20 protein-coding genes and 1 pseudogene are annotated in these 21,452 nt (G+C 57.5%); 15 read left to right on the top strand and 6 right to left on the bottom strand.

Annotated elements, in window-relative coordinates:
* Positions 1–142 precede the first annotated feature (142 nt).
* From HBO24_RS21955 to HBO24_RS21970, 4 genes are all read left to right on the top strand, one after another.
* On the top strand, positions 143–1,336 hold the full coding sequence (locus HBO24_RS21955; RefSeq protein ID WP_262152819.1) for a hypothetical protein: 1,194 nt from the start codon (positions 143–145) through the stop codon (positions 1,334–1,336).
* A gap of 242 nt (positions 1,337–1,578) precedes the next feature.
* Positions 1,579–1,797 (top strand): hypothetical protein, encoded by a 219-nt coding sequence (locus tag HBO24_RS21960; protein WP_170060307.1) that lies wholly within the window; start codon positions 1,579–1,581, stop codon positions 1,795–1,797.
* 520 nt (positions 1,798–2,317) lie between these two features.
* Positions 2,318–3,025 carry a recombinase family protein gene (locus HBO24_RS21965; RefSeq protein WP_170060308.1) on the top strand — a complete coding sequence of 236 codons (708 nt, stop codon included), beginning with the start codon at positions 2,318–2,320 and terminating at the stop codon, positions 3,023–3,025.
* A 357-nt stretch (positions 3,026–3,382) separates the two neighbouring features.
* Positions 3,383–3,862, top strand: a complete 480-nt coding sequence (locus HBO24_RS21970; RefSeq protein WP_170060309.1) for a hypothetical protein — start codon at positions 3,383–3,385, stop codon at positions 3,860–3,862.
* A gap of 307 nt (positions 3,863–4,169) precedes the next feature.
* On the opposite strand, the gene HBO24_RS21975 is transcribed toward HBO24_RS21970, so the two are convergent.
* The gene (locus HBO24_RS21975) at positions 4,170–5,789 is read right to left on the bottom strand and encodes a recombinase family protein (protein ID WP_346343269.1); all 1,620 of its coding nucleotides are present in this window, start codon (positions 5,787–5,789) and stop codon (positions 4,170–4,172) included.
* Positions 5,790–5,853: 64 nt separating this feature from the next.
* Positions 5,854–6,045 (bottom strand): annotated as a pseudogene (locus HBO24_RS21980) (FKBP-type peptidyl-prolyl cis-trans isomerase); the annotation flags it as partial.
* Between the two features lie 183 nt (positions 6,046–6,228).
* Here HBO24_RS21980 and HBO24_RS21985 point away from each other — a divergent pair.
* Together HBO24_RS21985 and HBO24_RS21990 are read left to right on the top strand one after the other, a co-directional pair.
* Positions 6,229–7,116: a nitrilase family protein gene (locus HBO24_RS21985; RefSeq protein WP_170060311.1), complete on the top strand. Its 888-nt coding sequence runs from the start codon at positions 6,229–6,231 to the stop codon at positions 7,114–7,116.
* A gap of 14 nt (positions 7,117–7,130) precedes the next feature.
* Positions 7,131–8,300, top strand: coding sequence for a hypothetical protein (locus tag HBO24_RS21990; protein WP_170060312.1), 1,170 nt, complete (start codon positions 7,131–7,133; stop codon positions 8,298–8,300).
* A 40-nt stretch (positions 8,301–8,340) separates the two neighbouring features.
* Here HBO24_RS21990 and HBO24_RS21995 read toward each other — a convergent pair whose 3' ends face one another.
* Complete coding sequence (locus tag HBO24_RS21995) at positions 8,341–8,961, bottom strand: hypothetical protein (RefSeq protein WP_225923796.1); 621 nt, start codon at positions 8,959–8,961, stop codon at positions 8,341–8,343.
* Between the two features lie 85 nt (positions 8,962–9,046).
* Positions 9,047–10,015, bottom strand: coding sequence for a hypothetical protein (locus tag HBO24_RS22000; RefSeq protein WP_120733539.1), 969 nt, complete (start codon positions 10,013–10,015; stop codon positions 9,047–9,049).
* A gap of 211 nt (positions 10,016–10,226) precedes the next feature.
* On the opposite strand from HBO24_RS22000, the gene HBO24_RS22005 reads away from it, so the two are divergent.
* The 3 genes from HBO24_RS22005 (at position 10,227) to HBO24_RS22015 (ending at position 12,367) form a co-directional block, all read left to right on the top strand.
* Positions 10,227–11,723: a helix-turn-helix transcriptional regulator gene (locus HBO24_RS22005; protein WP_057439433.1), complete on the top strand. Its 1,497-nt coding sequence runs from the start codon at positions 10,227–10,229 to the stop codon at positions 11,721–11,723.
* Positions 11,724–11,855: 132 nt separating this feature from the next.
* A complete protein-coding gene (locus HBO24_RS22010; protein WP_057439434.1) occupies positions 11,856–12,107 on the top strand; it encodes a CsbD family protein in 252 nt (83 codons plus the stop codon).
* Between the two features lie 11 nt (positions 12,108–12,118).
* Positions 12,119–12,367: a DUF1652 domain-containing protein gene (locus tag HBO24_RS22015; protein WP_057439435.1), complete on the top strand. Its 249-nt coding sequence runs from the start codon at positions 12,119–12,121 to the stop codon at positions 12,365–12,367.
* A gap of 147 nt (positions 12,368–12,514) precedes the next feature.
* Here HBO24_RS22015 and HBO24_RS22020 read toward each other — a convergent pair whose 3' ends face one another.
* Complete coding sequence (locus HBO24_RS22020) at positions 12,515–13,705, bottom strand: MFS transporter (RefSeq protein ID WP_057959124.1); 1,191 nt, start codon at positions 13,703–13,705, stop codon at positions 12,515–12,517.
* 177 nt (positions 13,706–13,882) lie between these two features.
* Entirely contained in the window at positions 13,883–14,188 is a 306-nt protein-coding gene (locus HBO24_RS22025) for an RcnB family protein (protein WP_057959123.1), read from the bottom strand.
* A gap of 130 nt (positions 14,189–14,318) precedes the next feature.
* Between HBO24_RS22025 and HBO24_RS22030 the strand changes: the two genes are divergently transcribed.
* The 6 genes from HBO24_RS22030 to HBO24_RS22055 all read left to right on the top strand — a co-directional run bounded on the left by HBO24_RS22030 (position 14,319) and on the right by HBO24_RS22055 (position 21,357).
* Positions 14,319–16,478 carry a WG repeat-containing protein gene (locus HBO24_RS22030; protein WP_170060313.1) on the top strand — a complete coding sequence of 720 codons (2,160 nt, stop codon included), beginning with the start codon at positions 14,319–14,321 and terminating at the stop codon, positions 16,476–16,478.
* A gap of 83 nt (positions 16,479–16,561) precedes the next feature.
* Positions 16,562–17,167: a LemA family protein gene (locus HBO24_RS22035; protein ID WP_057444126.1), complete on the top strand. Its 606-nt coding sequence runs from the start codon at positions 16,562–16,564 to the stop codon at positions 17,165–17,167.
* Between the two features lie 20 nt (positions 17,168–17,187).
* Positions 17,188–18,081 carry a M48 family metalloprotease gene (locus tag HBO24_RS22040; protein ID WP_115128537.1) on the top strand — a complete coding sequence of 298 codons (894 nt, stop codon included), beginning with the start codon at positions 17,188–17,190 and terminating at the stop codon, positions 18,079–18,081.
* A 133-nt stretch (positions 18,082–18,214) separates the two neighbouring features.
* Positions 18,215–18,772 carry an XRE family transcriptional regulator gene (locus tag HBO24_RS22045; RefSeq protein ID WP_057439438.1) on the top strand — a complete coding sequence of 186 codons (558 nt, stop codon included), beginning with the start codon at positions 18,215–18,217 and terminating at the stop codon, positions 18,770–18,772.
* A gap of 22 nt (positions 18,773–18,794) precedes the next feature.
* Complete coding sequence (locus HBO24_RS22050; protein WP_170060314.1) at positions 18,795–20,141, top strand: glutamine synthetase family protein; 1,347 nt, start codon at positions 18,795–18,797, stop codon at positions 20,139–20,141.
* Positions 20,142–20,259: 118 nt separating this feature from the next.
* Positions 20,260–21,357 (top strand): DNA alkylation repair protein, encoded by a 1,098-nt coding sequence (locus tag HBO24_RS22055; RefSeq protein ID WP_057439440.1) that lies wholly within the window; start codon positions 20,260–20,262, stop codon positions 21,355–21,357.
* Positions 21,358–21,452 lie beyond the last annotated feature (95 nt).

Consider the following 21,452-nt stretch of genomic DNA (forward strand, 5'->3'; position numbering starts at 1 on the left):
ATGAAACTTTGTACGTGCAAACAGTGCGGTCATGTATTCGCAGTAACGAAAGTTAAACCTTTCTGCTCGGGCATTTGCCGTCGTGACAACCAAGAATCAGATCGAACCCTTTCCCCAGCTATCCTTGTCGGAGCAAATACAAATGAATCCAGCCACAACCAAAGCAGCCGCTGAACGCCGACCAACTTGCCAACTGTGCAAAAAGCGTTTTCGCACCAGAAGTAAAACAGCAAAATTCTGCAACACATCTTGCCGTACCAGCTTCAACAACAAAGCACGCCACGTTAAGCGAATCGCCAACGCCAGCACTTCCCCGTTCTTCTACGAACTCGCCCGTCAGGGTATCAGAGCAGGCACACTCCAGATTTATCGTCACTTCGACCAGCAACAACTTGAAGCCTTGTACGATGTGTACGCAAGTTGTCAGCGGATGAATGGGTATGGTCTACGAAAACAACACGGTGAAGCTCCATTCGAGTTATCCCATATTGCCCCTGTACGTGGAGAAGGTTCCGTTGGCTTGTTCAGGACCGATAATCTGGTCATAGCACCAATGTCTTTGAATCGTTCGCACAGTACCAAGCATTATAGTGGCGGCGCCTCAATTCCTCGTGCAGACCTCTTGCCGCGTTTCGCAGTATCCGAAGAAACCAAATTATCAGAAGTGGTGCAGCGCGTTATCAAGCTAATCGGTGAAGACGTGGTGCAGGCTGTAGTCCAGTCACGCAGGATCAAACCAAGTAAGCGACAAGCCCTGTACTCATGGTTAGTCGAGCATCTCGACCCAGCCAATCCAGAACATACCGAACACTTAAAGACAATCGAAACTGCGTCAGCTCGTATTCTGGATGGGATTAAGCGCCAGCTTGCAGGCAAGGAACCCGTGGGTGATTTCCGTGTGCGGCTTGGCTACCACGATGACACCAGTGTTCTGATGAGTGAGTGGGAACGTATCGGCAAGGCGTATCGCCCTGAATTGTTGCCAGCTTTGGAGCGTATCCAGTTCCTATTCGCCAACACAAACTCTCGTTTCAGTTACAACTTCCACTTCGACGCCATCGACCTTCGGTTGGTATTCGACATGTTGCATGGACGGCCAGTCCACACCGTCACTTTCATCATTGACGCAATGTACGCCAAAGCGCTGGCGAGCCCGGTCAAGTACCAGCCAACCAAAGCCCTTGTGTCAGTTGTTGAGAAGCCCCTACGCACCTCCCTGAGCGCGACGGAATCGTTCCTTGAAGGTTTGGATAATTGCACACCTTACATCGCCCCAGACGCCTTGTACGTCGGCTCCGTGTCAGTTTATCGCGAACTTGAACCAGCTCCGTTTTAGAACAACTGATTCACTCCGTAGAAGTGTAACGCACACGGTGCGATTCGCTTTGAACCCTTATGGCTCGTGGCTTCCAGCCATTTTCTGTGGACGTGAGCGGGGCGCGTCGGTAGTTACCATATTGCCTACATGCAACTGATTCCTAGTTGGCCGAAGACTATTTTTATACATGATATACTGTCGCCTGACAGAACCGAACTTTCGGAACTGCAAACATCCGTTGATTCGAAAAGGTAATAGCAATGAACGAACACTTGAAAGTTTTGGCTGCAATTGCAACTGGCAAAGTAGCGCACGTTGACGGCGATGAGGCTCGCATATTGAAGAAATTGATTCTGCTCGGAAATGCAAAGGCGGTATTCTCTGGAGCAGATGACGACTTCAATGGGCTGTCCTACATCAATCCAGAAGTTACTACACAGGGCCAGAAATACCTCGAAGCCCATCACGCTTTTGCATAACTCGCAATAACAGGGAGCAGCCCAAGACTTGCAATCAAGGGCTGCATAAAGCCTATCGTGCGTCCCGCGTACAGGGTCAACCTGAACTAGTTGCACGAACGTGAGTTGCATCAGATACATGCAAAAAGAAGTATGGAATAACCCCCCTGAAACCCCTTTTTACTGTCGGAATTGGGCCATTGAATGCAGTTATCCAAGGGCGTTCGCATAGTGCAATGCCCGGAAACACTGATTCTAGAGCCCCCTGCGTTCCAAAACACCAAGCAAGAGCCGGTTTTCCCCGCCTGCACGCAAAATCTGGACAGTTTCGAGGGGTGAAGGTCGCTCCGTTTCGCACAGGAGCGCTTCGACAGTGGTGCCGTCACACATTCGACCTGGGATTGATAGGACGCCAGCCTTTCCGTGCTCGCCCCTCGATTGATAGCGCTCTGGATCGAGGCATGCGAAACATAACATATCGTTGACGACCGACAGCAATATGTTATGATGACCCCATCACGAACAATGACAGGGACGAACGATGAAACAGGTAGTGGCTTATGCGAGGGTATCGACTGACGATCAATGTCTTTCCGTAGCTGGTCAGTTCGCTGCTATCAAAATCGCTGCTGAGGCTAACGGCTGGCACATCATTGCAGAGTTCACCGACCAAGGCGTGTCTGGCGCCATTGATCCCATGGAGCGCCCACAGTGCAAACTGGCTCTCGCCATGGCAAAGGGTTTGTCTTGCCCGGTGATGGTTCATCGTCTCGATAGGCTTGGCCGTGACCACGCTCACTTCGTCACCTTGCAAAAGAAATTCAAATTCATCGAAGCCGAAGACGTGCATGGCAGTGGCTTGGTGCGGAACATAAAGTCGTTGTTGGCTGAGGAGGAGCTAATCAAGATCCGCCAGCGGACAAAGGACGGTCTGGCAACGTTGAAGGTGAAGGCTGCAAACGGGGACCAAGAGGCTCAGGCCAAGATTGCCCGCCGTGACGCTGGCCGCGAGGCTGCATGGGCGGTCGGTAACGGTGAAGCTGTAAAGGCTAAAGCGCTAAACGCTGACAACCGTGCAAGGGCTCTGGAAGCGGAGCTGAAAGCCTGTCTCTACGACGGTAAGCCTTCATACGCAGCCATCGCCAAGTGCCTAAATGACAAGGGACTGACTACGGATCGAGGTAGCGCCTTTGCACCGATGACAGTATCCCGCTTGATGGCGCGTCTTGGTGTGTCGCTGCCAGCGTAAGCGTCCGCATAACTTCCACGTCCCCCATAGCGCCATTGAGCCCCGCCAACGCGGGGCTTTGTCGTCTCTGTGTGTGAGAGTGCTTCAACTTATTTTGAGGAAAGTACAGCTTTCAAACAGGCCACCCGTGTCAGGCTAAGCAGGTGGAACGGGGCGCCGGATTATATTTTCGGCTGAAAAACCAAACGACTATCGAAGTGCATCGAAAAAAAAATCGGGGACTGGGATATTTTCCAACACAGCTCCATTTCTTCACGGCGTTCTTTTGCGCCTGAAGTTTTGTCATATCGCCTACTGGACGCTCCTCATGCCATCCTGCCACCATACGGCCTCTCCATCACTTTCAAGGAATGAACCGTGTCAGCAAAAAGAACTCTCGGTATCGTGCTTGCGGTTGGCCTTGCGTACATCGTTATCAAGGGCGTAGCCAACGACACATCGCAGCCCAAAGCATCCGCATCTAACGGCGTCTATGTCGATGAAATGGCGCATCGACAGAAAGAAGCAGAGCGGGTTGCCACACTGGAATCCTTCACGGCATCAGACATTGCAGAAGCTTACAAACTTAATACATACGCAGCTGATATGACTTTCAAAGGGAAGAACTTCAAAGTCGCCGGCACCGTAGCCAGCATCAACACCGATTTCCGAGGCAAGCCATACATCACCATGAAAGGTGGCGTTAACCAGTTTATGGAGCCTCAATTTGCACTGGCGGAGAGCAATCAGAAATTCGCCGCAGCCTTGAAGCCGGGCGAGAAAATTACACTTGCGTGTACTGGCCGAGGTGATGTTGCCAAAACGCCTATGTCCAACGAGTGTACATTCGTCTGGTAGGTAGAGACGTGAACCACACGAACGCAATCGGCTGAAAGCCTTGTATTACATGGTGTTGAGGGGTGTTGAGGCGGTTTTCGATGCGCGCGACGGGAGCCGCTTATACGCCTTTTTACGAGGAATGCAAGCGATTTGTCTTGACAGGATTCAGCATACCCCTACAATGCTCTACTGCGGCAGCAGCATCGCCGCCATCCTTGCTGACAGAACACACCAACAATAAATATCTACTCAGACCAAATGCTTCTGCTTTTGATGTTGGCGATGGTTCGCTCCTGGTGCGTGCAACACCAGCGCCTGCATGTCGTCACTGATGTTGTTGGTGCAAATCCGCATAGTCGGTTTCATCCCACACAGACTCTGCCGGTTCGTCTGACTGGAATGGTTCGTGATATGGATAGTCCGCTTCATTGCCCTTCGATACGAGAATCAACCTCTCTCCTGCCATCAATTTGTATTTGTCTTGACGACGATCTACACCGTCGTAACGATACACACCATTCGAATGTGACGAAGTAATTTGTCCATCTGCATTTACAGTGATTGAATATCCAACAGTGCGGAGCATTGCAGCCAATCGCTGGCTATCCTCTGCTTCAAGTGTCCAAAGCTTGCCCATTTCGTTCCAGCCTTGGGCTGGGGGTGCAACAACAGTTGAACGCAGTATCACCAAGGCGTTCTCTGCTGCCTCACGGGCTTTCTGAGCCTCTTTCAGCTTGGTTGCAAGCTCTGGCATAAAACCAACTGCATCAACAGTCTGCAACAGGCTAGCCACCTTCTTGCTCAACTCATGTAGTTCAGCTTCACGAGTGACAATCTCTTTGTCATTCACACCCATCTGTTGCTGTGCAATCGCTTCAAGAGCTGCTTTGACAGATGTGTATGAGTAGATTTTATCAAGGACAGGCTTTGGCACGTTATGCGAGTTACTGCATGCCTGTTGGTTTGCTCGTGTAATACAGCGCATGCTGTGCGGCTTGCCATATTTGTTCTGGATTATGTAGTTCTTTCCACAGGTGCCACACTTCACCAATCCGACCAAAAAATGCCTAGCGGTCTTTGCAGGGCGTGTCGTCTTCTTCATCTCGAATTGGATCTGTGCTTTGTAGAACAGAGAGGGTTCGATAATGACGGGGTAGACATCATCAATCACATGATGATCTGCTGTATCAATCAAAACTTCCCATTTCCCAATCACAGCTTGATTTCTCAACCAGTGACCTACTCCAAAACCAGAAGTTTTAGCCAGCTCAGGCACACCAGAATCACGCAGCCTCTTTGCAATCGTAGTCTTGCCAACGCCAGAGACATACAACTCAAACGCGGTCTTGATCCAAGGTACAACGTTTTCACGTACAGAGCCGTCGCTATTGAGCCATACAGGCGTCATCCGTTTCGGAGTGACACGATTCTCCCTAGCTTGCTTCCTGCGTGACTCATATGACGCAGACACGCGCTCTGATAGAAGTTTGGAATACCCATGTGCTGCCTGGATCTTGGCTACCAACAGAAAAATCTGTGACCCTTCAAGGCTCGCTTCTGTGTACTCGGTGTTGTCGTCAAGTGTGATGATGGACACACCAGCTTCAAGGATGGGACTGATGATCTGCTTCAGCATCCTCATCGGGGAGAGACGCCCGGCTCGGTCGATAGCCTCAACCAGAACAACGTCACCCGCTCTAATCTCACCCTCCTGCACAGCCACCAGCAAGTCACCAAAACCACCACCGGCATCAATGTGCTCGCCGTGGAAACCACTCTTTGCCAAGTCTTTGTATCGGAGCTGGCTTACCTCGTAGTCAGGATGCTGGGCTAGCCAATCCGCGATCATCTTTTCCTGCCGCTCTACGCTAGAGCCTACCCGTTGACGGGCATCCGAAAATCTCACGTAGCTGATGGCTTGCTTCTTTTGTGGTGGTGTTTTCACTGGTGTACGCCCCGTATCTACTGGCTGAAAGGATAACATGGGCATAGGGTCACATAGAGAAAACCTGTTCCCACCCCTTGATCACACGCCCGGTGCCAATCACACACTGGAACGGCTTGCCCCGCTCCCAGGACGAATCAAACACCGTACCGTCTTCCAGGGTGCCGGTGTATTGAGTGGTGATCAGCGCCCCCTTGACCACGGCTTTACCGTCGCCTTGGCGGATGTCGGTGATTTGCAGTTCTTCGTTGCTCATGGGGGATCTCGTTGGGTTCACACTGGCTGGCTTTTTCCCAGAATCAAGCGCCTTTGGCAAGTGCACTCTTAAGGATCCAGACTACGCCTCAGCCAGAAGCGCCTGACTTAACCTCAGCCATCTTTTCCCCTCTTATAAAAAATCAACCACCCCGGTTGCACAACAATAAGAGGTCACACCCCAATGAGCCAACCAACAAGCCCTGTCTGCGTCGCTGTCGTGCAGTTCGACCCCCAGGTCGGCCTGGATAACCGCGAAAGCAATCTGCATCGCAGCCTGGCCTTGGCTGCCGAGGCGGTCAATGGTGGGGCTAACCTGATCGTACTGCCCGAGTTGTCGAACTGCGGTTACTTCTTCAGCAGCCGCCAGGACGCATTCGAGCATGCCGAGCCCGTTCCCGGCGGGGCCAGTGTGCAAGCCTGGATGGCGTTTGCCGCCACCCATCAGGTGTATCTGGTGGCGGGCCTGAATGAGATCGAGGGTCGGCAGTTATTCAATACTGCGGTATTGCTGGGGCCGGATGGGTTGATCGGTAAGTACCGCAAGGCCCACCTATGGAACCTCGAGAAGCTCTGGTTCACCCCTGGCAACCTGGGCTTTCCGGTATTTGAAACGCCTATCGGGCGCATTGGTCTGTTGATCTGCTGGGACATCTGGTTCCCGGAAGTACCACGCATCCTCAGTCAGCAAGGCGCCGATATTATTTGTAGCCTCAACAACTGGGTGTGGACGCCGCCGCCGCTGTTCGACGAGGCCGGTAAATGCATGGCGTCGTACCTGACCATGACCGCCGCCCACGTCAATAATGTGTTTATCGCCGCCGCCAGCCGGATCGGTGAGGAGCGTGATGCACGCTACCTGGGGTGTTCGTTGATTGCCGGGACCAATGGCTGGCCTATCGGCAAAGTGGCGTCGGCTAACCACCAGGAAATCCTCTTCGCCGATATCGACCTGACCAGCGCCCGCAGTGCGCCGATCTGGAACAGTCTCAACGACCTGCACCGTGACCGGCGCGATGATCTGTACGATCAGATGCTCGGGTATTGCCAGCACCCCGCCCTGCCGCGCTAAAGGGAGGGCGAGTCATGGAAAATTTATTCATGAAACCTGGGAACGAGCGATCTCGGGTCGATAAGGCGATCATCGCATTGGGGCTCATCAGCATCTCGCTGATTGTCTGGACGGTCCTCACGCACCAAGGCTCCTGGCCTAGCTACGGCGATATGGTGGCAGCATTTCCCGACCCCATCGCCTGGCTACGCTGGGTACTGGGGGATGTCAGCGAAGTGGCCTTCTACAAGCATGAGCTTGCCTCCCTCGGGTTGTTGGCGGGTGCATACCTGGCCTGGTGGGCCAGCCGCACCGGCAAGCGCTGGCAAGGCTTTGCGATTTGCTACGGCAGTGGGCTGTGGCCGTGGTTGGTGACCAGTTCCCTGCTGGGCCTGCTGCTGAGCAACCTGTTATGGGGTTGGACGGTCACCGCCGAGACCTGGCAACCCACCTTCGCCGCGTTTGTTTCACTGCCGGCAGCAATGGTGCTGATGTTTGGGGGCGGTTGGAAAGTCACCCTCAATGGCGCGTTGTTGGGGGCGCTGCTGGTCACGCCGATGTGCTTGCTGATCGTCAATTTTGTCTGTGTACCGCTGGATTTGCCGGTGGTGATTGGTAACGTGCTGGGCATGGCGGCGGGCAGCGTGATTGCCTTTGTCATCTGTCGCCGCGTGCCGATTCTGGTGCGCTCGGACTATATCGCCGCAGACAAACCATTGCCGCTCAAGCCGCCAACCTATGGCCTGGGCTGGAGCTTGCGCAGGGTCTTGGCCGATTTTTCCGAAGCGCCGTTCTTCGGCAATGAGTGGGCCAGCCTTGGCCTGCTGGCGGGAGTCCTGCTGGCGTATGCCTTGAACCCGTTGAGTGCCGCCTATGGGTCGGGACTGGTGCTGCAACTGATCGGTGCCCAGGCGCTGACATCGGCTCTGGGTGTACTGATCTGGCGCAGTCAGTGGATCAAGCGCGGTTGGTATCCCACCTACGTGCCGCTGGTCTCGGTCGTACCGGCAGCGGTGCTGACCCATGGCGGGAGCTGGATGGTGATTGGATCGAGTGCGTTGCTTGGCGCGTTGATCGCGCCGCCGCTGGCCTGTGCCATTGCCGGGCGGCTGCCGACACACTTTCATCCCTATATCGGTAATGTAATCTCGATGGCGTTGAGCACCTTGCTGATTGTGCCCGTCGTTGGAAGGTTGATCGCGTAAACAGCCGGGTAAGGCTCTTGAGCCTTACCCGCTCCCAGCCTTACAACCACCGCCAGAACCGCCCCCAGAACCCCCGCTCCAGATCCGCCTTGCACCCTGCATACTGGCGCGCATACAGATCGGAACGGGCCTTGACCTTGCCGGCTACCGGCAACAGCCACGCCTTGCTGGCATAGGTGCGGTTACGATAGCCGCCCCAGCCTTCGTGGTAGTTGAGGTACTGGCCATAGGCGTCGTATTTGTATACGCCGTTGATGCTGGCGGTCTTGTCCATGTACCAGCCGACAAAGTCGATCGCGTCGTCGAAGTCCTGGCGGCTGGCCCAGTTGCGGCCGGTGCTTTTCTGGTAGTCGCCCCACACTTCATCCTTGGCCTGGGCGTAGCCGGCAGCGGTGCTGACGCGGCCCCAGGGGATGATCCACAGCAGGTATTTGCGCGGAGTCTTGGCGTTCTGCCGGAAGCCCGATTCCTGATACATGATGGCGAACGGCACCTGGATCGGCACACCCCAGCGCTTCTGGGTGACTTTGGCTGCGTCGTACCAGTCGTCCTTTTCGCGGAAGATGCCGCAGATGTCGTCAGGGGTGCGTGGCGGTGAGGTACCGCACGCCGCCAACAGGGTGGTGAATAGCAGGAGGGCTGTGGTTTTTACCGGGGTCAAAAGCATACCTTTGCGTGAGCGCGAAAAAAGCCGACAGTTTACGCGCTCACGCAAGGTGTTGCGGTTACGAATCAGTGGGCCTTGATCAAGCCACGGGCACTTTGCGGGTCGAAATGGCCAGGCGACCGATGCCAAAGCTCAATGCGGCACCCAGTACCAACATCAACAAGGTGCTCCACGCCGCGCGGGACAGTTGCTTGGCCGCCACTTCACCGGCCTCGCGGGCCTTTTGTTCGGCCTGGGCCTTGAGTTCCTCGACTTTCTGCACGGCCTGCTGATAGGCCTGGGCATAATTCTCGACAATCTGGCTGGCCTCGGCCTGGCTCTTGCCAGTACGGGCGGCGACGATGTTCACCAGCGCCTCTTTGTCGGCCGCATTCAACGCCGGCTCACCAGAGGCTTTGACGCGCTCGAACCATTGCTTGAGTTCGCTCGCGGCCTGGGCCGGGTTGGTGGCGGCATCAGTGGCCGATTGCTGACCGTCTGCCGCTGCCTGGTTAGCTGTTTGCTCGACGTTAGCCGGATCCAATTCAGCCTTGCCGCTTTGCTTGAGCAAGGTGTCGAGTTCGCCCTGCAGGCTATCCCAATCCAGGCTGATGCCCTTTTCGTCCAGCTGCTGCTTGACGCTGTCGCTGATGCCGGGGGCCACGGCGGCAATGCCGCTACCGGCCGCCGACAGGCCTTTGCCTACGACATTGCCCGCGGCGCCGACCACGCTGGTGGCCAATGCCGCCAGCAGCCACGTGGTGAGCAAGGTAGTGATGGTCCAGCTCAGGACACCATGCAAGCCGCCACGATCCGGGGCTGTGCGGCCGGCGACAAAGGCGCCCACGCCAATCGCCAACAGCGTGGACACAAATAGCCAGATCCCGGCGCCAGTGCCAAAGCCGCTCAACGGGTTGCCTGCCGCCATGGGGTCGACCGCACTGGCGCCGATGGCGGTGCCCAGTACGCTGAGTACCAGGTAGGTCACCAGGGCAATTGCACTGCCGGCCAGTACCGAGCCCCAGGACACACGAAAAGGCGAGCGATGGGTTTCATAGAGGGAGGTCATAATCGTTCCTTGGACAAATGAGTAGACCTTCAGTTTGTCCAGGCCGACGCCTGCGGTCTCGGCACAAATGCACTAGGACGACTGGTGCATTCGCACCCCGTCAAGCTGAATCGGTCTGCACTATGCTCAAGGCCAGTTGTCGTACTCCACACAAGCCAGACATGCCCTGTTGCAGGCGCCGATGTCGTTATGTAGCCATTTTGGAGAAACCATGAGCCAGGCCGTTCTCGCCCAAGAAACCAATCGCCGCCAATTGCAGCAGATCATTTCCGGACTGTCCGATGGGGTGATTCTCGCCGAGATCGACCAGAGCATTCTCTGGGCCAACGAAGCCGCGCTGGCCATGCATGGCCTGGATGACATTGCCGGGCTCGGCGCCAACACCGCCGAATACGCCGAGCGCTTTGCCCTGCGCTACCGCAACAATCACCCGCTGCCCCTGGAAGCCTATCCGCTGAGCCGGGTGGCCAACGGCGAAGAGTTCAGTGATGTGGTGGTCGAAGTCACGCCCAGCGCCGACACCGACCGCACCTGGGTCCACCGCCTGCGCAGCCTGGCGCTCACCGACAGCGCCGGCAAGCCGGAACTGCTGGTGCTGATTTTGAGCGATGCCACCGAATGGGCCAGCGCCGAGCAGCGCTTTGAAAAGACCTTCAACGCCAACCCGGCGCCGGCGGTGATCTGCCGCTTGAGCGATCTGCGCTATATCAAGGTCAACCAGGGCTTCCTGGAGATGACCGGCTACAACCGCGACCAGGTGATCGGCCGTTCAGTGTACGAACTGGACGTGCTGGAACAGGCCGAGCGCAAGGAACTGGCAATCCAGCGCCTGGGCGAAGGCGCGACCATCCCGCAGATGCAAGCCGAGCTGAAGCTGCCCGAAGGCGGCAGCAAGCTGGTGATTGTCGCCGGCCAGCCGCTGGATATGAACGATGAGGAATGCATGCTGTTTTCCTTCACTGACCTTGAGCCCCGGCGCAAGGCCGAAACCGCCCTGCGCCAGAGCGAGGAGCGGTTTGCCAAGTCCTTCCGCCTGACGCCGGTGCCGACCCTGGTGTGCGACGCGGACAATCAGCAGGTGGTGGACGTCAACGACGCGTTCATGAGCGTCACGGGCTACACCAGCGAAGAGTTGATTGGGAAGTCCATCAGCGATATCGACTTCATCGACAGCAAGGAGGCCTGCACGCAGTTGTTCGCCACCCTGGAAAAAGCCGGCAACCTCGACGGCCAGGACCTGAAAATCCGCAAAAAAGGCAATGAGGTGATTGATTGCGTGGTGTCGGCCGACACCGTGAGCATCCAGGACACGACCTGTTACCTGCTGGTGATGATGAATATCACCGAGCGCAAACGCTCGGAGCTGGAGTTGGTGTCGGCTATCGAGGAAGTGATGAAGGACGCGTCCTGGTTCAGCCAGACCCTGATCGAAAAACTGGCCAACGCCAAGAGCGTCAACAGCCCCAACCTGACGACCATCGCCTTTACCGACCTGACCGCCCGCGAGCGGGATGTGCTGGGGCTGATTTGCGAAGGCCTGGCCGACAAGGAAATCGCCTCGCGCTTGAAGCTGGCACCCAATACCGTGCGCAATCATGTGGCCACGGTGTACTCCAAGCTCAACGTGCACAGCCGCAGCGCCGCCATCGTCTGGGCCAGGGAACGCGGGTTGTTTGCCGGGGAACGGCGGGCAAAAAGTGCGAAATAAGGTGCAAATGCACTAGGGCGACCAGTGCAAATTCGCCTTATTGCCGGGCGATGGGCTGCTTAACCTTGAAGGGTAGGCACAGGGTTTGATGCCCTGTGTCATGGCGAGTTTTTTGCCCTTGAAGGAGGCAGCATGAACAGTGAACAAGTCACCGGCCGCGTGAAAAAAGCCGTGGGCAAGGCTCAGGACTTTCTCGGCGAAATGACCGACGACGAACAACTGCAGGCCCAGGGCGTAGCGCGCCAGGCGGCCGGCCAATTGCAACAGACCTATGGCGATGCGCTGGACACTGTTGGTGACTTTGCCCAGCGCAAGCCCCTGGCCACCGTGGCGATCGTTGCTGGCGTGGGCCTGGTGCTGGGCCTGTTGCTGCGTCGTCGTTGATGGGGGCTGGCATGTTTACCCTGGCCCAACTGCGTAATTGCATCGAAGAAGCCCTGTTACCGCTGACCTGCGAATTCACCCTGTGCCGCGACTCGTCACTGACTTTGAAAGTGTTTGACGCCCAGAGCGGCCGCGTGGACCTGGTGGTCACCGGGATCAGCGTCAACAAACTCAAGACCCCGGAGGACGTCGCAACGATGGTCGAGGAACTGCGCTACGAATTGCACAGCAACACCGTGGGCGGCGCGCTCTCCATCTGACAACACCCCCTCTGTAGGGACGCCTACCCCTGTGGGAGCGGGCTTGCCCGCGATGGCGGTGAGACAGCCAACAGTGACTTGACTGACCCACCGCCATCGCGAGCAAGCTCGCTCCCACAGGGGCGCAGCTCCGCGCTTTGGCCTTGCCTACAACGGGCGCGGCTTCAACGATGCCCCTATAAAGTAGAACAGCCCCCCGGCCACGATAAACCCCGCCAACATGTAGAACATGTAGTGCGCCGGCAGGCTGGCCAGCACCAGGCCGCACAACACCGGCCCCAGTGCGGCGCCGAGGTTGGAGAGGTTTTGCGCACCGTAGTACATGCCGCGCAAGTGGTCAGGGGCGATGCGGTCGATAAACATGTATTCGGCGGGAAACACGATGATCTCCCCCACGGTGAAGATCGCCATCGACACCACCCACCACCACACGCTGGTGGACAGCGCAAAACCCATCACCCCGAGCATGAACATGCCCAGCCCGAAGATCAGCCAGCGGCTCAGGTGACGGTGGCTGATCTGCCGACCGATCACGTATTGCAGGGCGATAACCAGCAGGGCGTTGGTGGTCAGGATGGCGCTGATCACGGTGTAGGTGTATTCGGCGTCCGAGGTGGTCACCAGGTACTGCGACAGGTAGGCGGTGAACTGCCCGAATACCACGGCACTGAGCAGGCCGCCGAGGGTAAAGCACACCAGGCGATGATCGCGCAGCAATACCCGGCCCACCGCCAGGAACGGCACCGGTTTTTGCGCGGCGTCCACCGTGGCCAGGCTGCGGTCGCCCCAGCGCCAGTACAGCAGGAAGAACCCCATCCCCAGCAGCACCGACAAGACAAACGGCAAGCTCATATCGACCTTGGCCACCATCGCCCCCAGAAACGGCCCTACCGCGTAGCCGATATTGGTCAGGGTGTACTTGATGGAAAACACTTCGCTGCGCGCGTCGACGGGCAACAGGCTGGCAAAGCCGGCCTTGACCGCGACATCGATCACCGCATACGCCAGGTTGATCAGGATCAGGCAACTGTAGAAAAGCCATAGCTCGCGAGCCAGCAAAGTGCCGACGAATCCCAGGACGAACAGCAGGCTCAGGCCCAGCAGCAGCCGGTAGCTATTGACCCGGTCCACGAGGAAACCGCCGTACACGCTCAACAGGGAACCGACGATCAACGAGCTGCCGATCACCAGGCCCACTTGGCTGATGCCCAGGGCGAAGTGACTGGACAGGTAGATCACCATGTACGGAAAGGTGATCGCCTTGGCCAGGGTCAATACCAGCGTGGCCGATAGCAGCAGGTTTACGCTGCGGGGGTAGTTTTTTATTGTTTTCAGCATCCTGCTCTCGTTTCCTGAAAAGAGTCGTAGCACACGCCATGACGGGCGCATTGCGCAGCTACCTTACCTCAGGATGAGCAGCAAAAAAGACTGTTTTATGCATTCGTGCATGCGATTTTTAAATGCGCGCAGCGAAGGGGGGGGAAAGCGGCATCAGCCCATTTCCCCCCACACCCGTTATTTGGCAGGGGTGATGTCGAGGATGGTGCCATTGGTGATTTTCACCAGCACATAACGATCATTGATCCGCGCCCACTGGCTGTCGTCGTGGGGCGGTTTCAGGCCGCGCTTTTTCCAGTCGCCCAGGGCCGACTCCTTGCGCACCAGGATATCCGGCGCACGGTCTCCAACTTTCAAGTCTCGGGTGTTGATGTTCGAAGGCTCCACGGTTTTCTGCGGATTGTCCTCGGCTTGCACGGTAACGCTGGCGGTGGACAGGCTGGCGGCAACCAGCAGGCTGGCAATCAGGGACGTTGCTTTCATGGGTATTCCTTCAGTAAATAATGCGTACCCAGGTTCCGACAGCAGGGCCCTGCAATCATTCACCGGCAATACAGCCACGGGTATCGGTGCCTGCTAATCTTGCGCCAGCCCTCCATCGAGTCCGAGAACAATGAAAACAGCCCTGACCCGAACCAAACTGCTGGCCAGCGCCCTGATCGTGATCGCCGTGATTGGCGGTGCCACTTATTACTTGCTGGACCGCCGCGCCACCCATGGCCTGCTTGACGGTCCCGAATACAGCGAAGCGCAACTCAATGAGGGCGGTGTGGATGGCATCCGGGACCTGCCGTTGCCAGAAGCAAAAAAACGCCTGAATTACCTGATCCTCGATATGCGCGACGGCATCAACCGCATCGCCATGCTCGAAAGCATGCGCCTGGAAATCGGCCCGGCCACCACCACGCCAGGCGAACAGAAAGAGCTGAACTATGAGGAGCCGTTCGTGCCCTTCCCCGCCGCCGAACTGAAGGCGGCATTGACCGACCTCAAGCGCACACCGGGGCAGTTCCAGCAGTTGTTCTTCGACAATGCGTCCGGGCTGAAGCTGGAAGTCGAGGCGATTCGCGAGGTGCTCAAGCGCGGGGCCCTGCCCGATCAGCAGACCGAAGCCAGCTATCGCATCCAGACCCTGTACTTTCGCGACGGCTCGCAGCAGCCGTTCGCCGAGGTGGCGATCAAGGATGAGGACAGTGAGGAGCAGGACCAGGACACCACCCAGGCCGAACTCAAGCTCAACAAGCCCCTGGAACGCATCAGCCTGGCCCTGACGTATCAGGCCTACCCCGGCTTCAATAAAATCGTCCTGGACCGGGCCCACCCGAAAGCCACCGCCGAGGGTGGCGAGGTGTACCAACTGACCCATCTGGGCGACGCCAGCGCCTCCTTGCAACTGGCAACGCCGAAAAACAAATCCTATGTGATCCAGGGCCTGACGGCCGATGGCAAGACCCTGTACAGCGGCGGCAACAGCTCCAATTCCTCGCCCACCGCCGAACAAAAGGCCAACCTGCGGGCCTATTACAACGAACTGCTGCGTATGGAAGACAACTTCGCCGACTTCAAGAGTGCCGCGGCGGTGCAGGATCATCTGGAACAATTCGCCAGCAACCTGCCCAGCTCCGACAGCGAGCTGAGTAACGTGCAGGCCACCTACCAATTCGAAGACACCCCCGCCAGCATCGTGATTTACGTGCTGGACCCGCTCCAACCCCAAACCCTTGATTGGGACATGCACAACAGCACCGCCCCTCGCGAGCGCTACATCGCCTACGACAGCGCCAGCGAAAGCAGCGGTTTTATCGACAGCAAGGGGCAATGGGTGGTCAAGCCGCGCTTCAAGCGCATTGATACCACCGAGATGCCCGGCGTGTACCACATCATGGTCGGCGAAAAATCCTCCGGCGAGGGCTGGAGCGAATTGCAGTTCAAGTACTTTGCCTTTGTACCCGGTACGCAAACGTTGAAAGAACTGCCCTTCGAAATCATCGACAGCGCGGTCAACGACGACCTAATGATTGTCGAGCGTGAAACCAACGGCCCCTATGGGGTCTACGACGTGAGGAAGCTACAGGTCGTGGTGCCCATGAAGTACGTCAACCCCAGTGTGATCGGCAACGTGTTCATCGCCCGCCCTGGCGAGACCACCTATGGCTCGAACTCGTTGTACGGCGCCTGGAGCCTGAGCGGCAAGGAGCTGTTGGCACCGCGCTACTCCGCAATCAACGGCAGCGGCGAGTTTATCTACGCCACCTCCGCCGACCAGAAACAGACCGACGTCTACAACCTGCAGATGAAGAAACTCAACCCACCCGGCGCGACCGTCTTCGGCCAGTTTGTCCAGGGCCAGCCCCTGCTGATCCAGGACCGTGGCAGCCGCAAATACAGCTTTATCAACGAACAGGGCAAGGCGCTGCCTTTGAGCCTGCCATTCGATGACGTCAACCCGTTCTCCAACGGCATGGCGGTGGTGCAAAAGGGCAGCCGCTATGGCGCCATTGATGTACACGGCAAACTGCGCGTGCCCGTGACCTACAGCAAACTCAACCCCTTCCAGAAGAACCTCGCCTCGGCAGAAATGGATGGGTTTGAAGGCTTGGTATTGATCGACAAAAACAACCGGGTGGTGAAAAAACTGGGGTCGTATACCCAGTACAGCTTCCCGTACAACAGTAACGACGCGACCTATAGCATCTGGGATGTGAAAGACGAGAACCGGGTGAATGTGTTTGATGCTGACGGGGTGCAGGTGGACTCCTACCAGCGCGAGTAAGCCATATCTTTCTGACAAGGCAGCTCGATACGGGCGACATCCGCTATGATCAGCGCCTTTAATCCTACAGATAAGGAAATCCAATGTTCGGCGCCGTTTTCTGGGTCATCTTGATCGGTTCTCTAAGTGTGATCGCGCTTTACTTGATCGGTCTCTACAACTCGCTAGTCACTTTGCGAAATCGATTCAAGAACGCGTTCAGCCAGATCGAAGTGCAACTCAAACGGCGCCATGACCTGATCCCCAATCTTGTGGAGACCGCCAAGGCTTACATGAACCATGAGCGCGGCACGCTGGTGGCCGTCACCGAGGCCCGCAACGTCGCCGCCGCCTGCCTCAAGCTCGCGGCAGCAGAACCGGGCAGTGCCCGGTCAATCGTGCAGTTAGGCAAAGATGAGGGGCGACTTAACACTGCAATGGATAACCTGAATGTTTCGCTTGAGGAATATCCTGACCTGCAAGCATCAGAAATAATGATGCAACTGAACGATGAAATGACCAGTACCGAAGACCGCATCGCGTATGCACGGCAGTTTTTCAACGACGCGGTGATGGAATACAACATCTTCCGCCAGCAATTCCCGACGATCTTGATGGCCGATGCCGTCGGACATGGCTCGGACGCTACCTTGCTGGTGTTTGAAGACAGCAAGCAGATTCAAAACGCCCCAACCGTATCCTTTACCTGATTCCAGCCACGGATGGCCGCATGAATTTTTTTGCGCACCAGGATCGAGCTCGGCGCGGTTCCAGGTATTACACGCTGCTGACCTCGGTCATCGTGCTCGGCCCGGCACTGCTATGGGGCCTATCGACCGAGACGATCGACGACGTGGGCTGGGCCGAAATCTGTGTGGCGATGCTTCTCTTCATCTCGGTAAGTTACTGGTTCCTAAACCGCAAGCTGAAGGACGGCGGCAGCGCCATTGCCGAACAATACGGCGGGTATCTGATCAGCCTGGATCCCCATGAGAATGATCGCTGGCTGTTGGATATTGTCGAGGAAATGGCCATCGCCTCCGGCAGCCCGGTGCCCATGGTTTACCTGCTTGATGCCGATGGCATCAACGCCTTTGCCGCCGGACGCACCCCGCAGGACTCGGTCATGGGTGTGACCTATGGCGCCGCAGCCATTCTCGACCGTGAAGAAATGCAAGGCGTTATCGCCCATTTGTTCAGCGCGATTCACAGCAACGACATGCGTCTTGATACACGGATGAAAGGGGTACACTTAGGTTCCGGCCTGTTGGTTTTAATCATCGGTTTGAGCTCCGCATCCTTGCTCCCCGTTGGTCTGGGCTGGATCTTCCTTATGTTCCTTGCCATGTCCCGCGTCCGTCGCCAGCGAAAGTACCTGGCCGACGCCGCCGCTGCGCAATTCACACGTAACCCGCAGAGCGTAGCAAGCGCCCTGAGGAAAATTGGCGGGCATGAATACGGCGCACTCATTGGATATCGTGACAAGGAAGATTGCCCTCAGATGTTTTTCGCAACGCCGTTCAAAAATCTCGAACAACGCCTGGACTCACCTTACCCTCCTCTGGAAAAGCGCATCTGGCGCCTTGATCCCGACTGGGATGGCGAATACCCCGAGGTTCCATGATTGGAATCCCCGAGGTGAGATGCAGGATGCCGGAAGGGCTTGAAACACCCGCGCTTTAAACTGACGGGGTTCCACCATTGCCGGCGTGAAATATTTCCTGTAAGTTTTCATGAAATTTCTCGACATAAATTTCATGACACCACAAGAAGAACTTGCCGCCCTGGCGACCCTGATCCACGATCTGCGCAAGCATAAGAAACTCACCCTCACTCAATTGGCACAAAAGATCGAGCGTTCGGTAGGTTTCCTGTCCCAGGTCGAGCGGGGTCTGTCGCGACCTACCGTGGCGGACCTGACTGCCATCAGCCATGCCCTCGATGTGCCCACCACTTATTTCTACAGCGTGCCCAAACCCAAGGCGGTGGATTGGGTCACCCGCCCCAACGAGCGGCGCACGGTGTATTACGCCAACGGCATCACCGACATCCTCGTCTCCCCCAGCATGCAGGGGGCGTTTTCGATCCTCGACAGCCTGCTCGAACCCGGCGCCAACAGTGGCGAGCAGACCATGAGCGACCGCGCCGAGCAGGCCGGTTATGTACTCGAAGGCCACCTGACCCTGTGGGTCGAAGGCGAGGCCGACGCGGTGACTCTCGGCCCGGGCGACAGCTTTCACCTCGCCAGTTTTGCCCACTGCCGCTACGGCAACCTGACCGACCTGCCGGCACGCGTGCTGTGGGTCTACAACTAAGGCACACCAAGGAGCGTCACCCGTGAAAAGCCATTCCTCCACGTTACTGGCCGAAGTACGGACCTTTCGCCAGAACCATCCGGATGTACGTTATGTCGACCTGATCGCCCTGGATATCCCAGGGCGTTTCTACGGCAAGCGCTACCCGGTTGAGATGTTGGAAAAAGTCGCCGCCGGCAGCCCCCTGAAGTTGCCGCAGAACGCCGTGCTGCTGGGCGCCCAGGGCGGTCTGTTCAAGATTGGCGACTACTGCTTCCATGACGGCGACCCCGACGCCAACCGCCGCCTGGTGCCCGGCACGCTCAAGCCGGTGAGCTGGGAAGCCCAGCCTCTGGGGCAAATGCTGATCACCTCCGACGGCACCGAGGCCCCCATCGAATTCGAACCCCGTGAAGTCCTGGCCAAAGTCCTCGAGCGCCTGCACCGCAAGGGCATTCACCCGGTGGTGGCGTTTGAGCTGGAGTTCTACCTGTTCGATAAAAAGCTCAACGACGGCCTGCCGCAATTTGCCCGCGACCCGTTGAGCGACGACCCCGATGACCAACCGACCCTGCATATCGAGCGGCTGTCGCGTTTTGCGCCGGTGCTCGATGATATGGTGCAGACCGCCCAGGCCCAGGGGATCGACATTACGGTGATCACTGCCGAACTGGGCCCCGGCCAGTTTGAAATCAATTTTGGTCACCTCGACGATGGCCTGCGCGCCGCCGACTGGGCCGCCCTGTTCTGCCGCAGCACCCGTGGCGTGGCGCTCAAGCATGGCTATCGCGCCAGTTTCATGGCCAAGCCCTACCTGCAACATCCGGGCAGTGGCATGCATGTGCATGTGAGCCTGTATGACGCCGCCGGCAACAACCTGCTGGCGGCGCACCAGCAACAGCCGTTGCGCCACGCGGTGGCGGGTTGCCTGGCACTGCTGCCGCACTGCATGCCGATTTTCTCGCCCAACCACAACGCCTTCCGCCGCCTGGGCGGCACGGTCAATGCGGCCACCAAGGCCTGCTGGGGTTATGAGGACCGTGACGCCTGCGTGCGCATTCCCGAGTCCGACCCGCGCAACCTGCGGATCGAACATCGGTTGGCCAGTGCCGACGCCAACCCGTACCTGGTGCTGGCGGCGATCCTGGTCGGGCTGGAGCACGGCCTGGACGCCGCACAGGAGCCTATCGCACCGCTGAACGAAGACCGCACCAGCGGCCATGACTTCCCCCTGGAAATGCTCGAGGCGGTGCGCGCCATGCAGCAACAACCGGTCCTGCGCGAGGGCTTGGGGGCGGAGTTTGTCGACGTCTATTGCGAAAACAAACGCCAGGATCACCTGGCCTTCCAGCAGGAGATCAATGCGCGGGAATATCGCTGGTACCTGTAGATACCGAGCACCCTGCATATTCCTTGTGGGAGCTGGCTCCCACATTTTGAGCTTCGCGGCCTTGAGTAAGGTGCTACTTTGAAAAAGCCCGACCATCGCCCTCTCCTGCGGACTGCCCATGACCGACCAAAGCGCCCCTGCCCTCAAGGAAATCTTCAACGTCGAACGCCTGCAACACATCGCCGATGAGATGAGCGCGGTGTACCCGCCCTTCGATGCCCAGGGCTTTCTCAAGCACGCCAAGCGTGACCTGGCCGGGTTGTCGGTCATGCAGCGCATGGCTCGGGTCAGTGAAAGCCTGCACGCGGTGATGCCCCTGGACTACCCGCAAACCCTCGAACATTTGTATGCCCTGGCCCCGCGCCTGAACAGTGGTTTTGTCAGCCTGTTCCTCGGGCATTATGTGGCCAGCTATGGCCTGGATGATTTCCAGCGCTCAATGGCGGCGCTCAAGTACTTCACCACATTTGGCTCTGCCGAATTTGCTGTGCGGGCCTTTCTGCTCAAGGATTTCGAACGCACCCTGGCGGTGATGCAGCAATGGTCGCTGGATGACAACGAGCACGTACGCCGCCTCGCCAGCGAGGGCTCGCGGCCGAGGTTGCCATGGTCGTTTCGCCTGGCCCAGGTGCAGGCCGATCCGCGCCTGTGCGCGTCGATCCTGGAGAACCTCAAGGCCGACAGCAGTCTGTATGTACGCAAGTCCGTGGCCAACCACCTCAATGACATCACCAAGGACCATCCGGATTGGGTGCTGGATGTCATCGAAAGCTGGTCCCTGGACAACCCCCACACCGCCTGGATCGCCCGCCACGCCCTGCGCAGCTTGATCAAACAAGGCAATACCCGCGCGCTGACGATCATGGGGGCCGGGGCGCGGGCTGAGGTGAAAATCCACCAGTTCAAGGTCGAGCCCCCGGTGATTCGCCTGGGCGAGCGGATCAACCTGTCGTTCAGCCTCGAATCCACCACCAGCGCCCCACAAAAACTGGTGGTGGACTACGCCATCGACTATGTAAAAAGCGCAGGCCATAGCGCCGCCAAAGTGTTCAAGCTCAAGGCTTTTACCCTCGGCGCGGGTGAACGGCATACCCTGCTGCGTGGCCAACATATCCGCGATATGACCACGCGCAAGCACTACCCCGGCCGGCATACGGTGCATGTGCTGGTGAACGGCGAACGCCTGGCCAGCAGCGACTTCGAGCTGCTCGACTAACCACCTTTACCAAGACGAAGGCTCTATCTCGGGCCTTTCAGCGATATTTATTGTCCGACAATACTGGTTTTTGGTGTTGCGATCCATTATCATCT

Origin of the sequence: Pseudomonas sp. WS 5410 (assembly GCF_012985645.1) — a bacterium.
Taxonomy (GTDB): Bacteria; Pseudomonadota; Gammaproteobacteria; order Pseudomonadales; family Pseudomonadaceae; genus Aquipseudomonas; species Aquipseudomonas shahriarae.